At 73.2% G+C, this 24,087-nt stretch carries 21 protein-coding genes; 12 read left to right on the plus strand and 9 right to left on the minus strand.

Features of this window, described 5'->3' with window-relative positions; translation table 11 throughout:
- The first annotated feature begins 17 nt into the window (after positions 1 to 17).
- The 3 genes from ACWCPN_RS01220 to ACWCPN_RS01230 are packed head-to-tail and all read left to right on the plus strand — an operon-like array spanning position 18 to position 2,607.
- Positions 18 to 1,283: a DUF7224 domain-containing protein gene (locus ACWCPN_RS01220; RefSeq protein ID WP_451201656.1), complete on the plus strand. Its 1,266-nt coding sequence runs from the start codon at positions 18 to 20 to the stop codon at positions 1,281 to 1,283.
- On the plus strand, positions 1,283 to 1,864 hold the full coding sequence (locus ACWCPN_RS01225; protein ID WP_451202268.1) for a hypothetical protein: 582 nt from the start codon (positions 1,283 to 1,285) through the stop codon (positions 1,862 to 1,864). The genes ACWCPN_RS01220 and ACWCPN_RS01225 overlap by 1 nt, the downstream gene beginning before the upstream one ends.
- Positions 1,861 to 2,607, plus strand: a complete 747-nt coding sequence (locus tag ACWCPN_RS01230; RefSeq protein WP_451201657.1) for an ATP-binding cassette domain-containing protein — start codon at positions 1,861 to 1,863, stop codon at positions 2,605 to 2,607. Before ACWCPN_RS01225 ends, ACWCPN_RS01230 begins: the two co-directional genes overlap by 4 nt.
- Before the next feature lie 8 nt (positions 2,608 to 2,615).
- Here ACWCPN_RS01230 and ACWCPN_RS01235 read toward each other — a convergent pair whose 3' ends face one another.
- Positions 2,616 to 3,083: an ATP-binding protein gene (locus ACWCPN_RS01235; protein WP_451201658.1), complete on the minus strand. Its 468-nt coding sequence runs from the start codon at positions 3,081 to 3,083 to the stop codon at positions 2,616 to 2,618.
- Positions 3,084 to 3,254: 171 nt separating this feature from the next.
- Between ACWCPN_RS01235 and ACWCPN_RS01240 the strand changes: the two genes are divergently transcribed.
- Complete coding sequence (locus tag ACWCPN_RS01240; protein WP_451202269.1) at positions 3,255 to 4,040, plus strand: helix-turn-helix domain-containing protein; 786 nt, start codon at positions 3,255 to 3,257, stop codon at positions 4,038 to 4,040.
- Complete coding sequence (locus ACWCPN_RS01245; protein ID WP_451201659.1) at positions 4,037 to 4,285, plus strand: DUF397 domain-containing protein; 249 nt, start codon at positions 4,037 to 4,039, stop codon at positions 4,283 to 4,285. Before ACWCPN_RS01240 ends, ACWCPN_RS01245 begins: the two co-directional genes overlap by 4 nt.
- A gap of 9 nt (positions 4,286 to 4,294) precedes the next feature.
- Here the strand turns inward: ACWCPN_RS01245 and ACWCPN_RS01250 are convergent, their stop codons facing one another.
- Together ACWCPN_RS01250 and ACWCPN_RS01255 are read right to left on the minus strand one after the other, a co-directional pair.
- Positions 4,295 to 4,945: a DUF4360 domain-containing protein gene (locus ACWCPN_RS01250; protein ID WP_451201661.1), complete on the minus strand. Its 651-nt coding sequence runs from the start codon at positions 4,943 to 4,945 to the stop codon at positions 4,295 to 4,297.
- A gap of 192 nt (positions 4,946 to 5,137) precedes the next feature.
- Positions 5,138 to 5,596 (minus strand): RrF2 family transcriptional regulator, encoded by a 459-nt coding sequence (locus ACWCPN_RS01255; RefSeq protein WP_199210411.1) that lies wholly within the window; start codon positions 5,594 to 5,596, stop codon positions 5,138 to 5,140.
- A 75-nt stretch (positions 5,597 to 5,671) separates the two neighbouring features.
- Between ACWCPN_RS01255 and ACWCPN_RS01260 the strand changes: the two genes are divergently transcribed.
- Positions 5,672 to 8,641, plus strand: coding sequence for a glycoside hydrolase family 35 protein (locus tag ACWCPN_RS01260; protein WP_451201662.1), 2,970 nt, complete (start codon positions 5,672 to 5,674; stop codon positions 8,639 to 8,641).
- Here ACWCPN_RS01260 and arfA read toward each other — a convergent pair.
- From arfA to ACWCPN_RS01275, 3 genes are all read right to left on the minus strand, one after another.
- Positions 8,627 to 10,171 carry an arabinosylfuranosidase ArfA gene (arfA, locus tag ACWCPN_RS01265; protein WP_451201663.1) on the minus strand — a complete coding sequence of 515 codons (1,545 nt, stop codon included), beginning with the start codon at positions 10,169 to 10,171 and terminating at the stop codon, positions 8,627 to 8,629. The two genes, ACWCPN_RS01260 and arfA, sit on opposite strands and share 15 nt — an antisense overlap.
- A gap of 122 nt (positions 10,172 to 10,293) precedes the next feature.
- Positions 10,294 to 11,157 carry an SMP-30/gluconolactonase/LRE family protein gene (locus tag ACWCPN_RS01270; protein WP_451201664.1) on the minus strand — a complete coding sequence of 288 codons (864 nt, stop codon included), beginning with the start codon at positions 11,155 to 11,157 and terminating at the stop codon, positions 10,294 to 10,296.
- Positions 11,154 to 11,927, minus strand: a complete 774-nt coding sequence (locus tag ACWCPN_RS01275; protein ID WP_451201665.1) for an IclR family transcriptional regulator — start codon at positions 11,925 to 11,927, stop codon at positions 11,154 to 11,156. Before ACWCPN_RS01275 ends, ACWCPN_RS01270 begins: the two co-directional genes overlap by 4 nt.
- Before the next feature lie 132 nt (positions 11,928 to 12,059).
- Here ACWCPN_RS01275 and ACWCPN_RS01280 point away from each other — a divergent pair, with 132 nt between their 5' ends.
- Positions 12,060 to 12,617: a hypothetical protein gene (locus ACWCPN_RS01280; protein WP_451201666.1), complete on the plus strand. Its 558-nt coding sequence runs from the start codon at positions 12,060 to 12,062 to the stop codon at positions 12,615 to 12,617.
- A gap of 3 nt (positions 12,618 to 12,620) precedes the next feature.
- On the opposite strand, the gene ACWCPN_RS01285 is transcribed toward ACWCPN_RS01280, so the two are convergent.
- Entirely contained in the window at positions 12,621 to 13,451 is an 831-nt protein-coding gene (locus ACWCPN_RS01285; protein ID WP_451201667.1) for an oxidoreductase, read from the minus strand.
- A 108-nt stretch (positions 13,452 to 13,559) separates the two neighbouring features.
- Between ACWCPN_RS01285 and ACWCPN_RS01290 the strand changes: the two genes are divergently transcribed.
- On the plus strand, positions 13,560 to 14,471 hold the full coding sequence (locus ACWCPN_RS01290; protein ID WP_451201668.1) for a LysR family transcriptional regulator: 912 nt from the start codon (positions 13,560 to 13,562) through the stop codon (positions 14,469 to 14,471).
- 184 nt (positions 14,472 to 14,655) lie between these two features.
- On the opposite strand, the gene ACWCPN_RS01295 is transcribed toward ACWCPN_RS01290, so the two are convergent.
- Complete coding sequence (locus ACWCPN_RS01295) at positions 14,656 to 15,528, minus strand: ATP-grasp domain-containing protein (protein ID WP_451201669.1); 873 nt, start codon at positions 15,526 to 15,528, stop codon at positions 14,656 to 14,658.
- 185 nt (positions 15,529 to 15,713) lie between these two features.
- On the opposite strand from ACWCPN_RS01295, the gene ACWCPN_RS01300 reads away from it, so the two are divergent.
- The 4 genes from ACWCPN_RS01300 to ACWCPN_RS01315 are packed head-to-tail and all read left to right on the plus strand — an operon-like array spanning position 15,714 to position 20,283.
- Positions 15,714 to 16,802, plus strand: a complete 1,089-nt coding sequence (locus ACWCPN_RS01300) for a MerR family transcriptional regulator (RefSeq protein WP_451201671.1) — start codon at positions 15,714 to 15,716, stop codon at positions 16,800 to 16,802.
- Positions 16,803 to 16,812: 10 nt separating this feature from the next.
- A complete protein-coding gene (locus ACWCPN_RS01305) occupies positions 16,813 to 17,418 on the plus strand; it encodes an O-methyltransferase (protein ID WP_451201672.1) in 606 nt (201 codons plus the stop codon).
- A gap of 41 nt (positions 17,419 to 17,459) precedes the next feature.
- The gene (locus tag ACWCPN_RS01310) at positions 17,460 to 18,947 is read left to right on the plus strand and encodes an acyl-CoA synthetase (protein WP_451201673.1); all 1,488 of its coding nucleotides are present in this window, start codon (positions 17,460 to 17,462) and stop codon (positions 18,945 to 18,947) included.
- A complete protein-coding gene (locus ACWCPN_RS01315) occupies positions 18,940 to 20,283 on the plus strand; it encodes a carboxyl transferase domain-containing protein (protein ID WP_451201675.1) in 1,344 nt (447 codons plus the stop codon). The genes ACWCPN_RS01310 and ACWCPN_RS01315 overlap by 8 nt, the downstream gene beginning before the upstream one ends.
- A 59-nt stretch (positions 20,284 to 20,342) precedes the next feature.
- Here the strand turns inward: ACWCPN_RS01315 and ACWCPN_RS01320 are convergent, their stop codons facing one another.
- Positions 20,343 to 23,960, minus strand: a complete 3,618-nt coding sequence (locus ACWCPN_RS01320) for a S8 family serine peptidase (protein ID WP_451201676.1) — start codon at positions 23,958 to 23,960, stop codon at positions 20,343 to 20,345.
- Positions 23,961 to 24,087 lie beyond the last annotated feature (127 nt).

Genomic DNA, 24,087 nt, shown 5'->3' on the forward strand with positions numbered 1-24,087 from the left:
CCCCCAGAGAGATTCCTGTGCGTATAAAAACCCTACTGTTCGGCAGTAGTGCGAAATGGGCGGGCCCGGTCGCCGTTGCGCTGTCGATTTTCTACTACTACGGAAGCGGGGTGTCGCGGGAGTCCTTCGGATATTCGCCGACTTTGGTTTCTTCCGCCCTGGGCACCATGTACGCGGCTGCCTACGCTTTCGCTTCCGCACTCGCGGTATGGGAAAGCGCACGACTGAAGAAGGCGGGAATCTGGGCCATGGGATCGGTCCGCTCTCGATACCGTGTGACGTGGAACGGCATCGTTCCCGTCCTGACATCCGCATGGATCATGCTGGTCCTGCCGGTCGTTCTCGCTCTGGGAAGCGCCGGTGTTCCGCCCACTCCGGCCAGCCTGGGCCCGTTGGTCATGGCGATGCTGCTGTGCGTGGCGCACGCCACGATCGGTTTCGGCATAGGTCTTGTCGCACCACCGGTCATAGCCGCCCCGTTGATGGCCGTACTCGTCTGGGTGCTCGTCGCCTTCTCTTGGTCGACCGACGCCTTCTGGATGCGGCACGTGTCCGGTCAGTACCCCACGACCCTGATGTTCGGTGAAGCCGCAACCTACGGGTCCCTCCTGCCGCATCTGCTGCTCACCGGGGGAATCGCGGTGGCGGTCGCCCTGCTGTGGCTGCCGCTCCGGTCCCGGCTCGTCCGTGGGGCGCTCGCTGCCGCGGTGGCCGTCACCTGCCCGGTGCTCGCTGTCCAGCAAGTGCGGGGATGGGAGGCGAACCCGCCTCTGCTGACCGGCCAGGCACCCATGGACTGCGCCGGAGACGCGCCGAAGGTGTGCGTGCCGCAAGCCAGTCCGGTGCACGTCGGCACAGTACGGAAAGAGGCGGCATCGGTCCTGGCCGACCTGCACGCCGCGGGCTTTGCCGGAACACCGGAGCTGATAGTCGACCGCCTGGGCGACGGCCGGTACCCCCCGCCCTCGACGGTGGACACCTGGCGGGTGGGCATCACGAGCGGCACACGGGAAGGTGAACTGCGCTATCGGCTCACTCAGGCCGCCGTGCGCTTCCCCTGCCTCCGCGTCGACCCTGTGCATGGCAACGAAGTGATGCTGTGGGCAGCCACCGTCACGGGCGAGGAGTCCACCTACAACGCGCACATGAAGCAGAGGGGACGGACCTTCGCCGGGGAGAAGGAAGTCCGCCGGACCGTGCGCCGCATTCTGGCTTCCGAGCCCCGCGAACAAGGCAAGTGGTATCGCCAGAGCCTCGCCGCCGGCTGTCGGCAGAGCTCATGATGTGGTGGGTGAAGGCTCGGCGCGCCCACACCGTGCTGCCGGCCGCACTGGTGCTCTACGTGCTGCTTCTGGTTCTGTTTCAGGGCGATTCGGTGGCACTTCCCTCTCTCACCGGCGGATCGACCCACGTGGTCCTCGCACTGTTCATTCCGGTTCCTCTGGTGTCCGGCCTGGCGATGTGCCTGGACACGTGTCTGCCCGCCGCCGAGAGCACGGCGATACGCCCGGTCCGGTATCTGGATGGAGGTCTGGTGGCCGCCGTCGCCGTCACCGCGACGATCACGAGTGCGCTGACGGCTGTGTCGCTGGGGGACGCGGTGATCGGGACGGTCGGGCGGAACACCCTGTTCCTGACCGGGCTGATGCTCATCGCCCGCGCGCTGTTCGGCCGGCCCGGCGCGCTGCTGCCCACGGCCTGGATCCTCACGGTCTGCCTCTGTGGTTTCCGGCCCGGCAACGACGCCTATCCCTGGACCGTCCTTCCTGAACCTCTCGGTGCGCTACACGCCGCTGCCGGAGCGCTGCTGATGTTCGGCGCCGGACTCGTGGTTCAGATCCGATACGCGAGGAAGCCCTCATGACTCTCGAGCTGATCTCCTGCACCTACGGCTACAGCCACGGCCTCAGGCGGCGCAAGAGAACCGTACTCAGCGACTTCGACTACCGGCTGCCCACAGGGCTGACGATTCTGCTGGGTCCCAACGGCGCCGGAAAGTCCACCCTGCTCAAGCTTGCCGCGTCGGTGGTGCGCCCCGACAGCGGCAGGGTCGTCTGCGACGGCATCCCCGGTACGTCGAAGGCGTTCCTGCGGACCGTCGCGCGGATGCCGCAGGACATCGTTCCCATGCCCGGCCTGACCGCACGCGAGTACGTCGCCTACGTCGGCTGGCTGAAGGGCATGAGCCGCAGTGACGCCTGGAAGGCGGCGCGCCGCGTGCTGGCCCGGGTGGAACTGACGGAGCAGAGCGACAACAAGACGGGAAACCTGTCGGGCGGACAGTTGCGGCGAGTCGGTGTGGCCGCCGCTCTCGTGCACGGTGCGCGGGTTCTCCTGCTCGACGAACCGACCGCCGGCATGGATCCCCGGCAGCGCAGGGTGTTCCGGGACCTTCTGCGTGACCTCAGCGGTGAGGTGAGCGTCCTCATGTCCACGCACGACGTCGCCGATCTGGCCGAGGACGCCGATCACGTCACGGTCCTGGCCGAAGGCCGGATCCTGCACTCGGGCAGCACGGACACCTTCCTCGCTTTCGCCCCCGTCGGCACAGCCGCCGGCCGGCAGGCGGAGGGTGCCTACACGGAGCTGCTCACGCGATTCGGATAGGCGACGACTCACCGCTGCCGCCGCGCCGGCCACACCGGCATGTCGACCTCGGCCCGCACGGTCTTGCCCGGCGGGTCGCCGTCGATCACCTCCCACCGGTCGGCCAGCGCGTCGACCAGCACGAGCCCGCGCCCCGTCTCCGCGAGCGGCGCGGGCTCGCCCACGTCAGTCGGGCCGGGCGGACGCCGGTCGGCGCGGGTGTCGGTCACTTCGACCCGCAGGCTCCCGGGCAGGAGGGAGAGCGTCAGCTCGAAGTCCCGGCCCGGTACGCGGCCGTGGGTCACGGCGTTGGCGGCCAGCTCCGCGACGATCACGGCGACGGCGTCCGATGTCCCGCTGCCGCTCGGAATGCCCCACGCGTCGAGTTGGGCGAGCGCGAGATGCCGGGCCAGGCGGGCCCCTCGGGGAGTCGAACTCAGGCGCTGAGTGAACGTACGTACGGTGACCGGGGCGGAGGGGGTCGCTGGTGCTTCCATGCGACCAATGTGGCGGCCGCCGAACGGACTTCACCAGGTCCGGCGCGCGTACGCCGCGCGAGCGTACGCGGTCACGGACTGGACAGTACTCGTGACCGCCCGTGACCATGGGTGCGGGAGGTGACCACGTTGGTCGACGGGCGGTTGGGCGAGCCGGAGTCCTCGGACAGCATGCGGACGTTCGGCGCGGTGGTACAGGCGCTGCGCGAGCACCACCGGCTGAGCCGGGAGGAGTTCGGCCGGCACGTGGGCTTCTCCAAGCACACGGTCGCCTCCGTCGAACTGGGCAGGCGCATGCCAGACGTGGGCTTCGTGGAGGCGGCGGAGGGGGTACTGGGAAACACGGGGGCGCTGCGCAGGGCGGCGGGGTGCCTTGAACGGCAACGCGGGTTGGCCACCTGGTTCCGGCAATGGGCCGGGCTGGAGAAGCTGGCAATCACTCTCTACACCTACGAATGCAGGATGATTCCGGGGCTCCTGCAGACCGAGGCGTACGCGCGCGCTCTGTTCACCGAGCAGCTTCCGCCGCTGGACGACGAGCAGATCGAGGCCCAGTGGGATGCTCGTTCGGATCGGCAACAACTGTTGAGCCAACGGCCGAACACGGCGTTCAGCTTCATCCTGGAGGAGCACCTGTTCCGACGAAGCATCGGCGGAGCCGAGGTCACTCGCCAACTCATCCACCACGTGTTGGACATCGGCGAGTTGCGTAATGTGGAGATCCAGATCATGCCCACGATGCAGGCGTCGCACGCTGGGCTAGCCGGCCCGATGCAGCTGCTGGAAACGCCCGAGAACAAGTGGTTCGCCTACTGCGAAGGCCAGCGAGGAGGTCTGCTCGTCACCGACCCGAAGGAAATCAGCATCCTCCAACGGCGCTATGCCAGGATGCGCTCACAGGCTCTTACGCTGGAAGGCTCCCGGAGCCTGTTGCGGCAGATGCGAGGAGACCCATGAGCGCGTCCGAACTTGCCTGGTTCAAGAGCAGCTACAGCAGCAGCGGCGACGGTGATTGCGTGGAAGTCGCCCTGACCTGGCACAAGTCGAGCCACAGCAGCGGCTCCGGCGACAACTGCGTCGAGGTCGCCCCCACCCCCGCCGTCATCCACGTCCGTGACTCCAAGGACAGGGAGGGCGGCCGGCTCGCCCTCTCCCCTCGCGCCTGGGCCGACTTCCTCGACCACGCCGGCACGGCCCGTTAGCGGACGCGCCTAGCTGTGCGGGCACTCCTTCCAGGCCAGGTGGTACACCGTGCTGATGTCGCCGTCGGTCGAGTCCATCGTCATGAAGCTGACCTTGCCCGGGTTGGCGCTGCCCGCGCTCACCCGCAGCTCGGTGTTGATGTTGAAGTTGCGCAGCACCCCGCAGGGCGCCCAGACCAGCTGGGCCCAGTCGGTCTGGTCGGTGGCCTGCCAGTCGTCGTTGTAGGCGCCGCTGAACGGATGCGTCTTGGCCGCGGTGCTCGAGGAGCCCTGGAAGTAGTACGACGCCTTCTGGGTGGCGGTGGCGCCGGGCTGGAGGGAGAGGAAGCCCCGGTAGTCCGCGCTCGCGACCGCGTAGGTGAAGCCCTGCGGGACGTGCACGACGAGGTTGAGCTGGCAGTTCTTACGGAAGGCCGTGGGGTCGGAGTTGCCGCCGGCCTGCGCCAGGTAGTCGCTGTAGGTCACCGTGAAGGCGGTGTTGTCCGGGGAGACGGCGACGGCGGCCGTGCCGGCCGGACAGCCGGAGCCGTTCACCGTGGCGACGTCGATGACGATCTTGTCCGGGGGCGGGTCGTCGAAGACGGACGAGGGGGACTGGGCGGGAAGCGCGGTGGTGAGCAGAGCGGCTACGGCGCCGCTCAGCAGGAGTCCACCAGCCATGGTTTCTCCAGGTTGTCGAGTGGGGGGTGCGACCTCCGACCCGCCCGTTCACCGTTGAAGAAACTGTGTTGGACCTGTGAAGGACGGGGAGGCGAGGGGAATCGTAGGAACCCCCGCTCCGGCCCGGCAGGGCGAACTCCGGCCATTCACATCAGGCTTTTCACGCACCGCACTCCGGCGCCCCGCCGGCCCTCAGGGGTTCTCCCAGGCCGCCGGTTCCGCCGCCAGCGCCCGCACCGGTTCGGGCAGGGCGCCGGCCGCGAGGTCGGCCACGGTGACGCCCTCGAGGATGCGGCGCACATTGGCGCGCAGGGCGATCCACAACGGGAGCAGGGGCTCGGCCGTGCCCGTGTACGCCAGCCCCGTCGGGCGCTCGCCGCGCACGGAGACGATCGGGCCGTCCACCGCCCGGATGACGTCCGCCACAGTGATGGCGGCCGCGGCCCGGGCCAGCCGGTAGCCGCCGCCCCCGCCGCGCCGGCTGTCGACGACCCCCGCCCGCCTGAGGTCACCCAGGATGCCCTCCAGGAACTTGTGGGGAATGTCCTGCTCGACAGCGATTTCCTCTGCCTTCACCGGGCCGTTACCCTCCCGTACGGCCAGCTCCAGAACCGCCCGTACCGCGTAATCCGCCCGCGCCGAGATCCTCATGGGTCCATTGTGGGGCGTGTCTCCGTGGAGAATGGCCGGACCGCGCCCCCGTAAGATCGCCCGGGAGGATCCACCTTGGCGCTCAGCAGACGTACCTTCAGTGCCCTGGCCGGCTCGGCCGCGCTCGGCTTCGCCCTGGGCGGCAGCGGCGGCCCCGGGGCGCCCTCGGCGTTCGCGGCGCGCAGCGTGCCCACCGGTCCCGCGCCGGCCCCGCCGGCCGCCGACGGCGAGCGCCACACGATCGGGTACGACGCCTACTCGCTCCTGGTCGACGGCAGGCGCCTGGTGGTGTGGTCCGGCGAGATGCACCCCTTCCGGCTGCCCAGCCCCTCCCTGTGGCGCGACGTGCTGCAGAAGATGCGGGCGCACGGCTTCAACGCCGTCAGCATCTACGTGGCGTGGAACTACCACTCCCCCGCCCCCGGCGAGTACGACTTCACCGGCGTGCGGGACCTGGACCTGTTCCTGCGCATGGCCACCGAGACCGGGCTCTACGTCCTGCTGCGGCCCGGCCCGTACATCAACGCGGAGGTCGACGGCGGCGGCTTCCCGGGCTGGCTGACGGCGGCCGAGGGCAAGGCCCGCACCGCCGCCCCGGCCTATCTCCGCCACGTCGACGAGTGGCTGACGCGGGTGAACCGGATCGTCCGCCGGCACCTGTTCACCCAGGGCAGGGGCACGGTCCTGCTCTACCAGATCGAGAACGAGTACGACTCCCACGTCGACGAGGCGACCGGCCGGGACTACATGTCCCATCTGTACCGGAAGGTCCGCTCCGACGGGATCGACGTCCCGCTCTTCCACAACGACAAGGGCCGCAACGGCCACTGGATCCCCGGCTCGTTCGACACGGGCGGGGAGAAGGGCGGCTGGCTGTACGGGTTCGACGGGTACCCGTCGCCGGCCCAGGTCCCGCCGGACTGGGGGCACTACGGGCCCGGCGGTCTCACCGGCGGCGCCACCGCCTCGCCGCACACGCCCGGCTTCGTGCCCGAGTTCGGCGGCGGCTGGTTCGACCCGTGGGGCGGCGCCTGGTTCGACGGCAAGGGGTACGCCGAGGCCCGGCGCACCCGGGACTCGGCCTACGAGCGCCGCTTCTACCTCACCAACCTCGCCAACGGCATCACCCTGCACAACGTCTACATGACCTTCGGCGGCACCTCCTGGGGCTGGCTGCCCGCGCCGGTCGTCTACACGTCGTACGACTACGGGGCGGCCATCGACGAGGGGCGCAACGTCACCGAGAAGATGGCCCCGATGCACCAGCTCGGGCATCTGATGCGGCGCGTGCCCGACTTCGCGCGGCTGGACCGGGCCGCCGACGTCGAGGCCGAGGGGCTGAAGGTCTACCACCTGACCAACCCGGACACCGGCAGCCATGTGTACGTGGCCCGCAACGACGGCTCGGAGCCGGTCACCACCGACCTGCCGACCCACGAGGGCGGGCTGCGGATCACCGTGCCCGCGCGCGACGCCCGCATGCTGACCACCGGGCTGTCCCTCGGCAGCCGGACGCTGAAGTACAGCACCGCGCAGCCCATGATGTGCCTGACCGCGGGCCGGCAGGAGATCGCCGTGTTCACGGGCCGCCGCGACGACATGGCGGAGCTGGTGCTGAAGTGCCCCGTCGAGCCGTACGTCATGCGCCTCGACCCGGAGGCGGCCTGGGCGTTCGAGGGCGACCAGCTACACGTGAATGTGCCCCTCGGACAGGGCGGCCTGACCCGGGTGTCGGTCGCGCAGGGCGAGAGCGACACCCCGCTGCTGCTGCTCTTCGCCGACGACGCCACCTCGGTGCGCATGTTCCCCTACGACACCCCGGCCGGGACGCTGCTGGTGTACGGCCCGGCACTGCTGCGCCACGCCGAGGTGCGCGGCTCCGAGGTCCATCTGACGGGTGACGTCACCGGGACGACCAGCGTGGAGGTGTGGGGGCCGCGCGGCATCACGAGCCTGGTGTGGAACGGGCGCAAGGTGCCGACCCGGGTCACCATGTCCGGCAGCCTCATGACGACCGGGCTGCTGCCCGCCGCGCCGCAGGTGACGCTGCCCGCGCTGGGCGGCTGGCGGACGCGGACGGAGAACCCGGAGGCGGGCCCGAACTTCGACGACTCGAAGTGGCGGGTCGCCGACCGGACCGCCTCGCACAGCAGGACGCCCGTCCCGAAGGGCGGGCCGGTGCTGTTCGCGGACGACTACGGCTTCCACTACGGGGACGTCTGGTACCGGGGCACCTTCACGGACGCCTCCGGCCTGGAGGAGGTCTCGCTCGCCTACACCACCGGCACCCAGGGCCTGCTGATGGCGTGGCTGGACGGGGAGCCGCTGGGCACCCACCGGATGCCGGTGCCGGACAAGAACACCACCATCCGCAAGGGGAGCTGGGACGCCACGGCGGTGTTCCCGGTGGCCGAGCGGCTGCGCGGGTCCGGCCGGCACGTGCTCTCGGTGCTGGTCCGGCGCATGCAGCACGACCAGGACGGCAAGGCGCAGGACACCCACAAGGTGGCCCGCGGGCTCACCGCGGCCCTTTTCAAGGGGGCCTCGCCAAAGGTGACGTGGCGCATCCAGGGCGAGGCGGCACCGGACCCGGTGCGCGGGCCGCAGAACAACGGCGGCCTGTTCGGCGAGCGGGAGGGCTGGCACCTGCCCGGCTTCCCCGACCGGGACTGGAAGCGGGTCGGCTTCCCGCGGTCCGAGCGGCGGCAGGGCGTGACCTGGTACCGGACCACGTTCCGGCTGTCCGTACCCGGCGACATCGACGCCTCGGTCGGTCTGACCCTGGAGGACGACCCGAACCGGGCCTACCGGACGCAGATCTTCCTCAACGGCTGGAACATGGGCCAGTACATCAACAACGTCGGCCCGCAGCACACCTTCGTGCTGCCGAACGGCATCCTGCGCACCCGTGGCACCAACACCCTGGCGCTGGCGGTCCTGTCGGAGTTCACCACGGAGTCCGGTCCGGGCAAGGTGGGCCTGACCCTGCTGGGCAGGGCGGCCGGCGGGACCCCGGTGGACCCGGTGCCCTCACCCGGCCGCTGAGCCGGGACGCTGTGCCAGCCGGATCACGTTCCAGGACAGCGGCTCCAGCACGGCGGTGAGCACGCCGTCGGTCAGGGCGGTGCCGGGCACCTGGTGCGGGGTGACGCGCTCGGGGTCGTCCAGGGTGTTGCGGGCGTCCGGATCGGCGTCCGCGAGGGCGCTGTGCTCGGTGACGGCGGTCAGGCCGAGGCCGTTCAGGGCGACTTCGAGCGGCAGCGGGCCGCCGCGGTCGCGGTTGACGGCGAAGACGGTGACCGTGCCGTCCGCCGCGCGCACGGCGGTGGCGTGCAGCAGGTCGGTCTCGCCGTACCTGCGGGTCTCGTACGTCGGCGAGTCCACGCGGACGTCGAGGACCTCGCCGCGCCCGTACCGGGAGGCCTGCGCGAACGGGAAGAACGTGGTCTGCCGCCAGGCCGGGCCGCCGGGCTCGGTCATGATCGGGGCGATCACGTTGACGAGCTGGGCGAGGCAGGCCACGGTGACCCGGTCGGCGTGCCGGAGCAGCGCGATCAGCAGCGAGCCGAGGACGACGGCGTCGGTGACGCTGTAGTCGTCCTCCAGCAGCCGGGGGGCCTCGGGCCAGTCGCCCGGGCCGAGGCTCCGTGCGTGCTCCTCCCACCTGGAGAGGTACCAGACGTTCCACTCGTCGAAGGAGAGGTTGATCCGCTTCCTGGACTTCAGGCGGGCGCCGACGTGGTCGGCGGTGGCCACCACGTTCTCGATGAACGACTCCATGTCGACCGCGGAGGCGAGGAAGGAGTCCAGGTCGCCGTCGACGGGCTCGTAGTAGGCGTGCAGGGAGATGTGGTCGACGAGTTCGTACGTCTCCTGGAGGACCGCCGCCTCCCAGGCGGCGAAGGTGGGCATGGCCTGGCTGGAGGAGCCGCAGACGACCAGCTCGACGCCGGGGTCGAGCCGACGCATCGCCCGGGCCGTCTCGGCCGCGATCCGGCCGTACTCCCGCGCGGTCTTGTGGCCGGTCTGCCAGGGGCCGTCCATCTCGTTGCCGAGGCACCACAGCCGGATGCCGAAGGGCTCCTCGTCGCCGTGGGCGGCGCGGAGGTCGGCGAGGGCGGTGCCGGCGGGGTGGTTGGCGTACTCCTGGAGTTCGAGTGCCTCGGCGACGCCCCTGGTGCCGAGGTTGACGGCCATCATGGGCTCGGCCTGGGGGCCGATCTTCCGCAGGAAGGAGATGTACTCGGAGAGGCCGAACCGGTTGGTCTCGGTGGAGTGCCAGGCGAGGTCGAGCCGGCGGGGGCGGTCCGCGACGGGGCCGACGGAGTCCTCCCACCGGTAGCCGGAGACGAAGTTGCCGCCGGGGTAGCGGATCGTCGTCACCCCGAGTTCGCGCACGAGGCCGAGGACGTCGGTGCGCAGGCCGTCGGCGTCGGCCGTGGGGTGGTCCGGCTCGAAGACGCCCGTGTAGACGCAGCGGCCGAGGTGTTCCACGAAGGAGCCGAACAGGCGGGGGTTCACCTCGCCGACGGTGAAGGCGGGGTCGAGGGTGAAGCGGGCGGTGCGCTTGCTCATGGGCGCCTTTCGGGGTGGGTGTCCGCCGGCACCGGCGGGTGCGCGAGGACGACGGTCGGCTGGCGGCCCGGCGATCGGAACGCCGTCCCGGTCACGCGGGCACGCGTGACCGTTCCGGTGCCTCACCCCGCGAACGCCGGCTGCGGCACTCCCCGCCCGGCGCCCGGCACCACCAGCACCGACCCGGACACCGGGTGCGGCGCCGGCAGTCCGACCCGGGCGGTGGTGACGTACAGGTCGCCCAGGTCCGCCCCGCCGAACGCGCAGGCGGTCGTCAGCGGAGCCGGCACCTCGACCACGAGGTCCAGCTCACCGCCCGGCGTGTACCGCCGCACCGCGCCCCCGCCCCACAGCGCCACCCACACGCAGCCGTCCGCGTCGACCGTGAGCCCGTCCGGGAACCCCGCCCCCTCCTCGATCTCCACCAGCGTCCGCCGCCCGCGGACGGCACCCTGCGCGTCGTGGTCGAAGACGTCCACCCGCCGCGTCGGGGTGTCGGCGTAGTAGAGCAGCCGGCCGTCCGGGCTCCAGCCCAGGCCGTTGCTGACGGTGACCTCGGGCAGCACCGTCCGCACGTCGCCGTCGCCGGTGAGCCGGGTCAGCGTGCCGCCGCCCGCCGCCTCGTCGTAGCGCATCGTGCCCGCCCAGAGGGACCCGTCCGGGGCCACCGCGGCGTCGTTCGCGCGGCGGCCCGGTACCGGCTCGCGGTGCAGCCAGCGGAAGGCGCCGTCCGGGTCCAGCAGCGCGACGCCGTCGCGCAGGTTCAGCACCAGACCGCCGCCCGCCCTCGGCTTCGCCGCGCCGACGTGCTGCTCGGTGGTGCGCACCGTGCGGCGCCCGGAGGCGGGGTCGTAGGTGTGCACGCGCATGCCGAGGACGTCGACCCAGAGGAGGCGGCCCGTCGCCGGATCCCAGGTCGGGCCCTCGCCCAGCTCCGCCTCGGCCCGCACGGCGACCTCGTAGGACGCCCCGCGCCGGGCCCTCACGCCGTCCCCCGGTGGCCCAGCCGCTCGGACAGCTCCGACGCGCCCTTGGCGGCCAGTTGCTCCAGTTCGGCGCGGCGCTCCTCGCTCCAGCGGATCATGGGGACCGAGATGGACAGCGCGGCGACCACCTTTCCGGCGCGGTCGCGCACCGGGGCCGCCACACAGGACACGTCCGGGTTGGACTCGCGGCTCTCCACCGCGATGCCCCGCTCGCGGATCTCCGCGAGGGCCTCGCGCAGCGCGCCGGCATCGGTGATGCTGTTGGGCGTCATCGCGGCCAGTTGCGCGCCGTCCGGTATCCGCGCGGTCAGCTCCGGCTCGGGCAGCGAGGCCAGCAGCATCTTGCCGACGGAGGTGCAGTGGGCGGGCAGCCGGCGGCCGGCGGCCGACACCATGCGCACGGCGTGCGTGGAGTCGACCTTGGCGATGTAGATGACGTCGGTGCCCTCCAGGATGGCCACGTGGACCGTCTCGTCGCAGGTCTCCGCCACCGAGCGGGCCACCTGCTGGCCCTCGGCCGCGAGGTCGAGCTGCTCGGCGTACCGGCTGCCGAGCTGGTAGGGGCGCACCCCGAGCCGGTACCGTCCGGGCTGATCCGGCACGGGCACGATGTACGCGCGCGCGGCGAGCGTGGTGACCAGCTCGTGCACGGTGGTGCGCGGCAGTTGCAGCTTGCGCACGATGTCGGGGGCGGAGAGCGTCCCGTCACCGTCGAGGAACAGCTCCAGAATGTCGAGAGCCCGGGTCACGGCAGGCACGAGGCGTCCCACGTCCGGCCCCCTCCCTTGGGTTAAGCGCCTGTGTTCGAGATTTCAACAGGCGATCGGCATGACGAACACAGGCTAGCCATGCGGGGTTGCCCGGGCAATGGGCCCGACCGCCTCCACGGCACCATGGGTGTCATGGGTATCGACTTCCAGCTCGTGCTGCTGCGCCGCATGGCCGACCACAACCCGGACCTGGTCGACGCGGCGCGGCGGCGGCTCGGGGCGTCCGTCGCGGAGCTGCGGGAGGCCAACAAGCGCTGGCAGGCGATGGTCCGCTCCCCCAGGTCCCGGTCGGCCGCCGCCCGCTACCGGTCGGTCCTCGGTGAGCCGGAGTCGGTGCTCGCGCGCCGCCTCGGGGACGTCGACTGCGAGGCCAGGCGGTGGCTGCTGCCGCTCTGGCCGGACCTGCGCTTCGAGGTGCTGGTCTCCCCGGACGGCGCGGTCTGGAACGAGTGGCTGGTCCGCGCGCCCGGAGCGCCCGCCCCCGCCCTGCGCACCCTGGACGACCTCACCCCGTGGTCCTGCACGGTCGACGAGGCCGCCCGCGCCTTCGCCCCGGCCCGTCCGCTGGAGGGCACGGCCCCCACCCGGTGGGGTCTGGCCTTCACGGCACCCGGCCGGGACGGCGCCCGGCACGAGGTGGCCGCCGAGTTCACCTGGGGGCTGCTCCAGCGGACGGCGGTCCGGGACTGAGACTCAGTCGTCGAAGGCCATGGCCCTGGACCGCTTCTCCCAGCCGGCGACGTCCTCACGGACCTGGTCGAGGTGGGACAGCACGGCGCTCACCCCGTCGTCGCCGAGCGGCAGCCGCAGCGGGGTCCGCTCCGCCTCCAGCGCGGCCAGGATGAGGGCCGCGGCCTTGGCCGGGTCGCCGGGCTGCGTGCCGTCGCCGTTCGCGACCAGGCCGCGGGTCTCGGCCACCTTGGCGTACAGCCCGCTGTCCGCGCTCACACCGGCCCGGGCGGCCTCCATCAGCGAGGTCCGGAACCCGCCCGGCTCCACGATCAGCACCTTGATCCCGAACTCGCGCACCTCGTCGGCGAGCGCCTCGGACATGCCCTCCAGCGCGAACTTCGTCCCGCTGTAGGCCCCGAATCCCGCGAAGGACATCTGCCCGCCCATGCTGCTCATCTGCACGATCGCGCCCGAGCGCCGCTCCCGCATGTGCGGCAGCACCGCCCGCACCAGGGCCGCCGGGCCGAAGAAGTGCAGTTCGAACAGGTCCCGCAGCTCCTGGTCCGTGGTCTCCTCGACGGCACCCACGTGGGTGCGCCCCGCGTTGTTGACCAGCACGTCGATCCGCCCGTGCCGCGCCACCACGTCGCGCACGGCCTCCTCGACCGCGGCGCCGTCCGTGACGTCCAGCCGCAGTGCCTCCACCTGGTCGGGATGCGCGGCCACCAGCCCGGCCAGTGCCTCCGGGCGCCGGGCCGCTCCGATCACCACGTCCCCGGCGGCGAGCGCCGCCTCCGTGATGGCCCGCCCGAAGCCGCTGCTCGCGCCGGTCACCAGCCATACCTTGTTCATGGCAACTCCCCGTGAGGTCACGTTCTTTCCGGTACCGCTTCCTTACGTGGAACAGCCTGCCGGGAGATGTCGTTGCCCGTCCAAGACCTTCGGTGATAACCAACGGTCATGACGACGGACGTCCATTCCCGGGACCTGCGCTACTTCGTCGCGGTCGCCGAAGAGCTGCACTTCACCCGGGCGGCCGAGCGGCTGTACGTGTCCCAGCCCGCACTCAGCAAGCAGATCCGTTCCCTGGAGGGGCAGTTGGGGGCCGAGCTGCTGCGCCGCGACCGGCACGGGGTGGCCCTGACGGCGGCCGGCGAGGCGCTGCTGCCGCATGCCCGGCAGGTGCTGGCCGCTCTGGCGGAGGGCGCGGCGGCCGTGGAGGCGGCGAAGGCGGCCCAGCGCAGCACGCTCGTGGTGGGCATGAGCACCAGCCCGGGCCGGGGCGGGATGCTGCCGGCCATCCGCTCCCGCTTCACCGCCGCGCATCCGCGGGCCGGCATCCGGCTGCGGCAGGTGAGCTGGGACGACCCGACGGCGGGCCTGGCCGACGGCAGCGCGGACGTCGCCTTCGTCTGGCTCCCGCTGCCCGGCGAGGAGCGCTACGCCTGGACGGTGCTCGCCGAGGAGCCCCGCCTGGTCGCCCTTCCCGACACGCATCCGCTCGCCGCCCGTGAGGGGATCGACTTCGCCGACCTGCTCGACGAGCCGTTCCTCGCCCTGCCGAAGAGCGCCGGTCCGCTGCGCGACTACTGGCTCGCGCTGGACGCCCGGGCGGGCCGGGCACCGCGGGTCGGAGCGGAGATCGCCGGGGCCGAGGAGACGTACGAGGCGCTCGTCGCCGGGCTCGGCATCTGCCTGGTGGCCGCGGGGAACGCCCCGCTGATCACCCGGGAGGGGGTCACCACCCGGCCGGTGCGGGGCGTCGGCCCCAGCCGCTACGCCCTGGCCTGGCGCCGAGAGGACGGGGACCGGCCCCTGGTCCGGGCCTACGCCGAGGCCTGCCGGGCCACGGCCGGGCTCGCGGGGTCCTGACGGTGCGCCGCGAAAGTCCCTGGGGGGCGTCTCCCCGATCTTCGTGGATCAGGCCGCGGCGTCCGGTGCGGTGCCACGGCGTGCGGCCGAGTCGCCCTCGTACCGGGCGTACGTGGGCGATTCGGGCGTGCGGCGAGGTGCCGTGCCGGGCGTCGCGGACCCGCGAAGATCGGGGAGACGCCCCCTAGACCCCCGCCGCCGCCAGGATCACCTCCGTGACCCGCGGCAGGGAGGCGGGGTGCAGGAAGAGGAAGAGGTTCGGCTCCACCAGTTCGAGCTCCATCACCCGGGGCAGGCCGTCCTCGCCGTCGACGAGGTCGACGCGCGCGTACAGCAGGCCGGGCGAGCCGGGCACGGACGCCAGCGCCTTCTCGGCGACGGCGAGTTCGGTGTCCGTGGGCTGCCAGGGCTCCAGCTCCGGGTGGGCCACCTTCTCCGCGTCGTACGGGGTGCCGGGCGCGAGGACGGCGCCCTTGCGGCTGGCGTGCAGCAGGCGCCCGCCGAAGAACTGCAGCGCCCGTTCCCCGCTGACGTCTATGTTCCGCAGATACGGCTGCACCATCGCGGTGAAGCCCTCCGCGTGCATCCGCGCGAGCTGCCGCACCGCCGTCTCGTGCCGGTCCGGCGTGTAGCGGGCGGCGAACCGGGCGCCCGCGCCGGAGGTCGGCTTGATCACGTACTCGTGCCCGCCGGGCAGCTCGGCCGGCTCGCCCGGGGCGATGTAGCGGGTCTCGACGGTCGGCACGCCGGCCGCCGCCAGCTCACCGAGGTAGCGCTTGTCGGAGTTCCAGCGGACCACGGCGGCCGGGTTGGCCAGCCGGGTCAGGCCGCCGACCCGCTCGACCCACGCACCGAACTCCCCGGCACGCCAGCTGTAGTCCCAGGTCGAGCGGATGACGACGAGGTCGTAGCCGGCCCAGTCGGCCGCCGGGTCGTCCCAGTACCGGGCCTCCGCGTCGGCCCCGGCCTCCCGCAGGGCGCGCACCAGCACCGGCAGGTCGCGGTCCTTGCCGGGCCGGTCGCCGGGGTCGTAGGTGGCGAGGGCGATACGGGGCACGGCGGGCTCCATGGCGTACGGCGGTTCGATCAGCTGCGAGGCTAACAACCCCGCCGGGAACCGGGACAGCCCATTTGACCTTCACCTTCGGGGAAGCCCCAGCATCGGTGGCGGAAGCGAGGAACGCGGCGTCCTTCCGGACGGCGTTCTCCTGACGACGGGATTCCTGTGGAGCTGAGGTCCGTATGGAGCTGCTGACGATCGGCGCCTTCGCCAAGGCGAGCCGGCTGTCGCCGAAGGCGCTGCGGCTGTACGACGAGCTGGAGTTGCTGCGGCCGGCCCGGGTCGACCCGGACACCGGCTACCGCTACTACGCCGTGGAGCAGCTCCGGCGGGCCCGGCTCGTGGCGTGGCTGCGGCGGCTGGGCATGCCGCTGGCCGAGATCCGCGCGGTGTGCGCCCTGGACGCGGCCGAGGCCGCACACGAGGTCCGGGCGTACTGGGCGCGGGTCGAGGCGGAGACGGCCGTACGGCGGGATCTCGCCGCGTTCCTCGTGGACCAGCTGACCGGAGAGTCGAGAAGGGACCACACCACCATGCTGGAACTGCGTTATTCCGCCCACTCCGACCGCGGGCACGTCCGCCCCTCCAACCAGGACTCCGTGTACGCGGGCCGCAGGCTGCTCGCCGTCGCCGACGGATGCGGCCCGGCGGGGGCACCCGCGAGCAGCGCCGCCATAGAGGCGCTGAGGTTCCTGGACGAGGGGGAGGCACCGGGCGCCGGCGACGTGCTGAACCTGCTGGAGGACGCGGTGCGTTCCGCCGGCGAGGCCGTACGGGACCTGGCGGACGGCAGCCCGGAGGTCGGCAGCACGCTGACGGCGCTGCTGTGGACGGGCTCGAAGCTGGCGCTCGTGCACATCGGGGACTCGCGGGCGTATCTGCTGCGGGACGGCGGCCTGTTCCGGATCAGCCACGACCACAGCGTCGTGCAGTCGCTGATCGACGAGGGGCGGCTGAGCCCCGAGGAGGCGGAGAGCCATCCGCAGCGCGCCCTGCTGCTGAAGGCGCTCGGTTTCGGCGGTCCGGCGGTGGCCGCCGATCTGCGGCTGCAGGAGGCCCGGGCGGGCGACCGGTACCTGCTGTGCTCGGACGGTCTGACGCGGGTCGTGGCCGACGCGCGGATCAAGGAGCTGCTCACCGGTGAGCCGGACTCCGAGCGAGCCGTACGGGCACTGATCGACGCGGCCAACGCGGCGGGCGGCCCCGACAACGTGAGCTGTGTCGTGGCCGATGTCGTCCTTTCCGCCGCGCCGTCGGTCCCCGTCGGGTAGAAGTCGCCGTATGGCGACCGACGACACCGACGCGTACGGCGAGACGGCCGGGCTCCCGCCCCTCGTGCGGGACGCCCTGGCCGCCGCCCGCGCCCACGGCTTTGCCCACTCCTGCCGGCCCGAGCAGGGCCGCCTGCTGCACGCGCTGGCGGGCGGGGCCGGGGCCCGGATCGGGGAGACCGGCACCGGGCTCGGGGTGGGGCTGGCCTGGCTGGCCTCCGGGGCCCGGCCGGGCGTGCGGCTGTACAGCGTGGAGCGGGACCCCGAGCGGGCGCGGCTCGCCGCCGGGGTCTTCGCCGGCCGGCCCGGGGTCACCGTGCTCACCGGCGACTGGCGGCGGATCGCGGAGCGCGGCCCGTTCGACCTGCTCGTCCTCGACGGCGGCGGGCAGGGCAAGGTGCCCGGGGACGAACCGGCCGACGTGGCCGAGCTGCTCGCACCCGGCGGGACGGTCGTCGTCGACGACTTCACCCCGGCCACCGGCTGGCCGCCGCTGCACGAGGGCGTGGTGGACCGGGCGCGGCTGCACTGGCTCGGGCATCCCGCGCTGCGCTCGGCCGAGCTGCGGCTCGCTGCGGATCTGAGCGCCGTCGTGGGAACGCGGCGGCTGGTGTAGGAAGGGAGGACCGAAGCCCCCGAGTCCTAGGAGTGCGCCGCGTGTCCTCCCTCTTTCCCGCCCTGGTGGACGGTCCGGGCAAGCGCAGCGACAGGGGGGTGCCCCCGGACGAGGTCCGGGAGAGGGTCGCCCTGCGGTTCGGCGAGCGGTCGCTGACGTACGGCGCGCTCGCGGGCGCCGCGGGCGCGGTCGCCGCGCGTCTGGGCGGTGCCGGCCGGGTCGCCGTGTGGGCGACCCCGGAGCTGGAGACCGCCGTCGCGGTCACCGGCGCGCTGCTCGCCGGGGTGGCCGCGGTGCCGCTGAACCCTAAGTCGGGCGACAAGGAGCTGACGCACATCGTCTCCGACAGCGCGCCGGGCCTGGTCCTGGCCGCACCCGGCGCGGAACTCCCCTCCGCCCTGGACCACTTGGAACGGCTGGACGTCGACGCCGCCGATGCCGCCCCGCCGCCCGCGGAGCGGGCCGGGGACGGCGACCCCGCGCTCGTCGTCTACACCTCCGGCACCACCGGCCCGCCCAAGGGCGCGGTCGTCCCGCGCCGGGCCCTGGCAGCGACGCTGGACGCGCTCGCCGACGCCTGGCAGTGGACGGACCGGGACGTACTGGTGCACGGGCTGCCCCTGTTCCACGTGCACGGGCTGGTGCTGGGCATCCTCGGCCCGCTGCGCCGGGCCGGCTCGGTGCGGCACCTGGGGCGGTTCAGCACCGAGGGCGTGGCACGCGAGCTGAACGACGGCGCGACCATGCTGTTCGGGGTGCCGACGATGTACCACCGCATCGCCGAGGCCCTGCCCGGCGACCCGGAGCTGGCCAAGGCGCTCGCCGGGGCCCGGCTGCTGGTCTCCGGCTCGGCCGCGCTGCCCGTGCACGACCACGCGCGGATCGCCGCGGCGACCGGCCGGCGGGTCGTCGAGCGGTACGGGATGACCGAGACCCTCATGAACACCAGTGTCCGGGCCGACGGCGAGGCAAGGGCCGGAACCGTCGGGGTGCCGCTGCCGGGGGTGGAACTGCGGCTGGTGGAGGAGGACGGGACGCCGATCACCGAGTACGACGGGGAGAGCGTCGGCGAGATCCAGGTGCGCGGCCCGAACCTGTTCACCGAATACCTGCACCGGCCCGACGCCACGGCCGCCGCGTTCACCGCCGACGGCTGGTTCCGCACCGGCGACATGGCGGTGCGCGAACCCGACGGCTACGTCCGCATCGTCGGGCGCAAGGCCACCGACCTGATCAAGAGCGGCGGTTACAAGATCGGGGCGGGTGAGATCGAGAACGCGCTGCTGGAGCATCCGGGGGTGCGGGAGGCGGCGGTCACCGGGGAGCCGGACGCCGACCTGGGCGAGCGGATCGTGGCGTGGATCGTCCCCTCGGACCCGCAGGCGCCGCCCTCCGACGCGGAGCTGGCCGACCACGTGGCCCGGCGGCTCGCCCCGCACAAGCGGCCGCGCGTGGTCCGTCACCTGGACGTCCTCCCCCGCAACGAGATGGGGAAGATCATGAAGCGGGCGCTGGTGGCCGATGCCTGAGCGGCTGTCGGCACGGGAGTTCCTCGCCCTCGTCGCGGACGAGGGGAGTTTCCGCGAACTCTCCTCCGCCACAAGGAGTTACCGGACCGACGGCCCCCTCGCCTGGGAGGGGTACGACGCCGCGCGCGCCTCCGCCGCCGCGCGCACCGGCGAGGAGGAGTCCGTGGTGTGCGGCACCGCGAGCGTCGGCGGCACCCGGGCCGTGCTGCTCGCGTTCGAGTTCGGCTTCCTCGGCGGCTCCCTCGGCGAGCGCACCGGCGACCGGCTGGAGGCCGCCTACCGGCACGCCCGCGCCCACCGGCTGCCGGTCGTGCCGCTCGTCGCCACCGGCGGCAGCCGGATGCAGGAGGGCATGCTCGCGCTGACCCAGCTCCAGCGGGTGGCCCGCGAGTCGGCGCTCACCCGGGACGCGGGGCTGCCGCAGATCGCGGTGGTGCGGGACCCCACGACCGGCGGCGGCTGGGCCACCCTGGGCGCCGGGGCCGACGTGATCCTGGCGCTCCCGGACGCCCAGGTGGGCTTCGCCGGTTCCCGGGTGCGGCCGCCGGACGCCGACCCGGCCGCCTACACGGCGCAGGCGCAGGTGGCCGCGGGTTCGGCGGACGCGGTGGTGCCGCCGGCGGAGCTGCGGGAGACGCTCGGCCGCTGGCTCGGGCTGCTCACCAGCCCGGCACGGGAGGCACCGGCGCCGCACGCCCTGGGCGCGCCCGCCCTGCCGGACACCGGCTGGGAGGCCGTCGTACGGGCCCGCGCCCCCGAACGGCCGCGCGCGGCGGCCTACCTGGACGCCTACTTCACCCGCCGGGTCACCCTGCGCGGTGACCGCTGCGGCGGCAGCGACCCCGAGGGCGTGCTGTGCGGCTTCGGCGAGCGGGACGGCCGTACGGTGGCCTACGCGGCGCAGACGGGTGCGGCGACCCGGCCCGCCGGGTACCGGACCGCGGCCCGGCTGATCCGGCTCGCGGACCGGCTGGACATCCCGGTGCTGACCCTGGTGGACACGCCGGGCGCGGCCAACGACGCCGAGGCCGAGCGGCAGGGCGCCGGGGCCGCGATCGCCGAGGTGTTCGGCGCGGTGGCGGCCGCCCGGGTGCCGATCACCACGCTGGTCATCGGTGAGGGCGGCTCCGGCGGTGCGCTCGCGCTGGCCGCGCCCGGCAACACCTGGGCCACCCCGGACAGTTACTTCTCGGTGATCGCCCCGGAACTGGCGGCGGCCATCCTGAAGCGCCCGCCCGGGGAGGTGGAGGCCACCGCGGGGCAGCTCCGCATCCGCCCCCAGGATCTCGTGGAGCTGGGCGTGATCCGGGGCATCATGTACCACCCCGGTCCCTGAGGCCCGCGCACCGGGCCGCGGAGCGGGGGCGGCCCCGTGAACCGCCCCCGCTACACCGGCTACCGCACCCCCACCGCCCGGGTGATCTCCTGGGTGACCGAGCCGCCCCTGTCGTCGTGGGCCGAGGCCCGCAGCGAGACCTGGGTGGCGTCGCGGGGCACGCTCAGGGTGCCCTCCCAGGAGGCGTTCCGGTCCGCGGTGAGCCGGACCGTCCGCCAGGTGGTGCCGCCGTCGTAGGACACCTCGAGCCGGCCGCCGCCGAGGGTTCCGCCTCCGGCGGCCTTCGCCACGTACGAGGCGGCGATCCCGACCGGTACGCGGTGCCCGGCGGGCACCGTGCCGGCGAGGTCGGTGTCGACGTCGAAGGCGAGGTTGATCAGCGGCAGGTAGGTCCAGCGGTCCTCCGGGGTGGCCGCCGACCGGAACGTCCACTCGCTGTGGCCCTCGGTGCCGGGCTTCCAGAGGGCGGGGTCCAGGGCGGTGTCGGTGACCACCTTGTAGGTGTGCTCGTCGGCGGGCGCGTCCCACACATAGGCGCCGGAGCCGGGGCGCCGGGCGACGAGCGTGCCGTCCAGGTAGACGGCGGTGGTCTGGGTCATCCCGCTGCCCTCGCTCCACACGTCGCCGAAGCCGGTGTGGTCGGGGCCGGAGTCGCCCCAGCCGGGGGTGTTCAACTGGATGACGTTCCCGGCGCGTTGCTGTCCCCAGCCGAGACCGGTGCCCAGCCACGGGTGCCACACCGGCCGGAACCAGTCCTGTTCCGGCCGTGATCCGCCGTCGTAGCGCACCAGTCCGCTGCGCTCCTCCAGCGCCCCGTCGCGGACGGTGACGGACTCGTGCCAGAGCTGGCCGGGGCCGGTGGAGACGTAGTCGGTGCGCTCGGCGGGCAGGTCGACGCGCTCCTGGAAGCCGAGGCCCACGGGGAAGGTACCGGTGATCGAGTACCGGAACTCACCGCCGCTCACCGGCTCCGCGGCGTGGAACCGGGTGTGCACGGCGGCCAGTTGACGGCCGGAGGGCGCGTAGGTGAGGTCCCGGTCCGGGATCGCGCCCGGGTGCCCCTCGGACAGGTCGTACACGTACGGGGAGTTGCGGGTGCCGGTCATGTCGACCTTGCCGGCCGCCCGCAGCCGGGCCGCGTCCGCCGCGCTCACCGTGGCGATCTGCAACGGCCGGTCGGCGTTGTCGTCCGTGCCCCACCAGGCCATCAGCCGGCCGGGGGCGTCGTCCGTGACGAACAGCGCCTTGGCGCCCGCGTCCTGGGCCGCCTGGGCCAGCGCGGCCGGGTCGGCGCCGTCGGCGAGGTGCGCGAGCACGGCCCTGCCCTCGACCCCGGTGAACGGCCCGTCGCCGACGTCGGTCAGCGGCAGCCTCGTGCGCCCCTCGGTGAGCGAGCCCCCCGCCTGCACGGTGGCCTCGCCGATGCCCCTGACCTCCAGCAGCGGCTTGGCGAGCCGCCACACGGTCCGGTACTCGAAGGAGCCCTCGGTGACCTTCGCGGTGGGTGCCGCGAAGACGCTGTCGTAGGTGAGCGGCACCTGGACCGCGCCGAACAGGTCGGCGCCGTTCGCCTTCCGGTCGTACTCCATGAGGAGCTGCCGGGTCTCGGTGCGCCGGCGGACGTCCGCCTTCAGCTCGCGCAGTTTCCGTCCGTCGAGGGTGACGTCCTGGTCCCGGTCGAGGGTGATCTCGGGGGCGGCGAGGAAGCCGAGGCCGAGCGAGTCGGCGCCGTGGCTGCCGCGTACGTCGAGGAAGGAGGCCAGGCTGTAGGTGCCCGGCTTCAGCCGCAGCTTCAGGGTGCCGGAGTCGCCGACGTGCGCGGGCTGGGCGTCCTCGCCCGCGGCGAGCCGCTGCACGGCGAGGTCGGCCGCGGTGGCCGCGCCCGCGCGGTCCTTGACGTGGACGGTGAGCGTGTACCGCTCCTCCTCCTTGACCAGCCCGAACACGGTGTGTGCGACCGGGGTGCCGTCCGGCGCGGAGGCCGTGACCTGCCCGCCGCTCTCGCCGACCGGGGCCTTCGAGCCGTCGCCGGTGACGGTGGTGGAGGCGGTGCCGTGCGCGGGGACGGTCAGGGCGGAGTCGGCGAGGGTGGCGAGGCCCTCCGGACCGCCCTCGACGGCCAGCGTCAGCCGTACGTCCGCGTCGGAGGAGTTGCGGTAGGTGAGGGTGCGGGTGACCGGCTTGTTCGCGTCGTACGGCCAGCCGTAGAAGCCGAGGTCGGCGCTGCCGGTGGCGGTGACGTCGGCCTTGACGGCGTCCGGCACGCTGACCCGCCCGGCGCCGAGCGTGTACGGGGACGCGTCCAGCCGCGTGGAACTGGACATCAGCGCGTCCTTCAGCCGGGCGCCGGACCAGTCCGGGTGGGCCTGGGCGAGCAGGGCGGCCACCCCGGCGACGTGCGGTGTCGCCATGGAGGTGCCGCTCATCGTGGTGTACGGCCCGCTGCCCTCCACGAGCCCGGAGCGGGCGGCGAGGATGTCGACACCGGGCGCCGAGAGGTCCGGCTTGAGGGCGTTGTCGCCGTACCGGGGTCCGGCGCTGGTGAAGTAGGCCGCCTGGTCGCCGGAGTCCACCGCGCCGACGGTGAGGGCGGCGTCGGCGGCGCCCGGCGAGCCTATGGAGGAGCGGGCGCCGGCGTTGCCGGCCGCGACGACGAACAGGGCGCCGGTCTCCGCGGAGAGCGTGTTCACGGCCTGCGCCATCGGGTCCGTGCCGTCGCTGACCTCGGTCGAGCTCAGGCTCATGGACACGACCTTGGCGCGCACGTCCCGCGCCGCCCACTCCATGCCCGCGATGATCTGCGACTCGCTGCCCGAGCCCTGGTCGCCGAGCACCTTGCCGACCGCGAGTGTGGCCCCGGGCGCGACGCCCCGCTCCTTGCCGTCGGAGGCGGCACCGCTGCCGCCGACGGTGGAGGTGACATGGGTGCCGTGGCCGTTGCGGTCGGCGACCTCCTCGCCCTCGATGAAGCTCCGGCTGTCGGTGACCCGGTCCTTGAGGTCGGGGTGGGTCAGGTCGGCGCCGGTGTCCAGCACGGCGACCGTGACGCCCTTGCCGGTGAGGCCCGCGTCCCAGGCGGACGCCGTCCCGATCTGGGCGTTGCTCTCGGCCATGTCGGCCCTGACGCGGCCGTCGAGCCAGACCTTGTCCACGCTCCCGCGCCGGGTGAAGGACCGCCAGAAGGTCCGCCCCCGGGCGGCCTCGACGGCGGCCCCGCGCAGGCTGGGCAGCGACCGGGTCCGCTCGGCGCCTGCCGGGGTGGTGGCGCGCGAGCCCTTGCCGTAGGTCACGATCAGCGGCAGCGCGTCCGCCCTGGCGTCGGTGAGCCCCTGCCGGATGAGCCCGCTCACGTCGAACAGCCGCCGGTCCAGGCTGCCGGCCCGCAGGTACGGCCGCGCCTCGTCCGGCACGACGGTGATCTCACCGCCGTTCATCTGGGTCCGCACGGCACCGGTGGCCCCCTGGGGCCGCCGCACGGTGACCGTTCTCCTCCCCTGTCCCAGGTCGGTGACGGTCACCTTGTCGCCGGTGACGAGGGTGACGGTGGTGGCGGTGTCCGGGGTGCGCCGTGCCGCGGTGACGGCCTGCTGCGCGACCGCCGGCCCGTTCGGCAACAGGGCGATCACAAGCCCCGCCGACAGCAGGGCCGCCCCGCGTCTGACTGGTCCTCTGGTCATCCACGCCTCTTCTCGTGTCGAGCGCGTCGAGTGCTGGGACGAGTGTCATGTGCCGCGTGGGACAAGGGTGTTGACCGGTCCTGGCGGAAAGGCGTCCTGGCGGCTTCCCGCCAGCGGCGGCCGGGGC

It is taken from the genome of Streptomyces sp. NPDC002386, assembly GCF_053593175.1.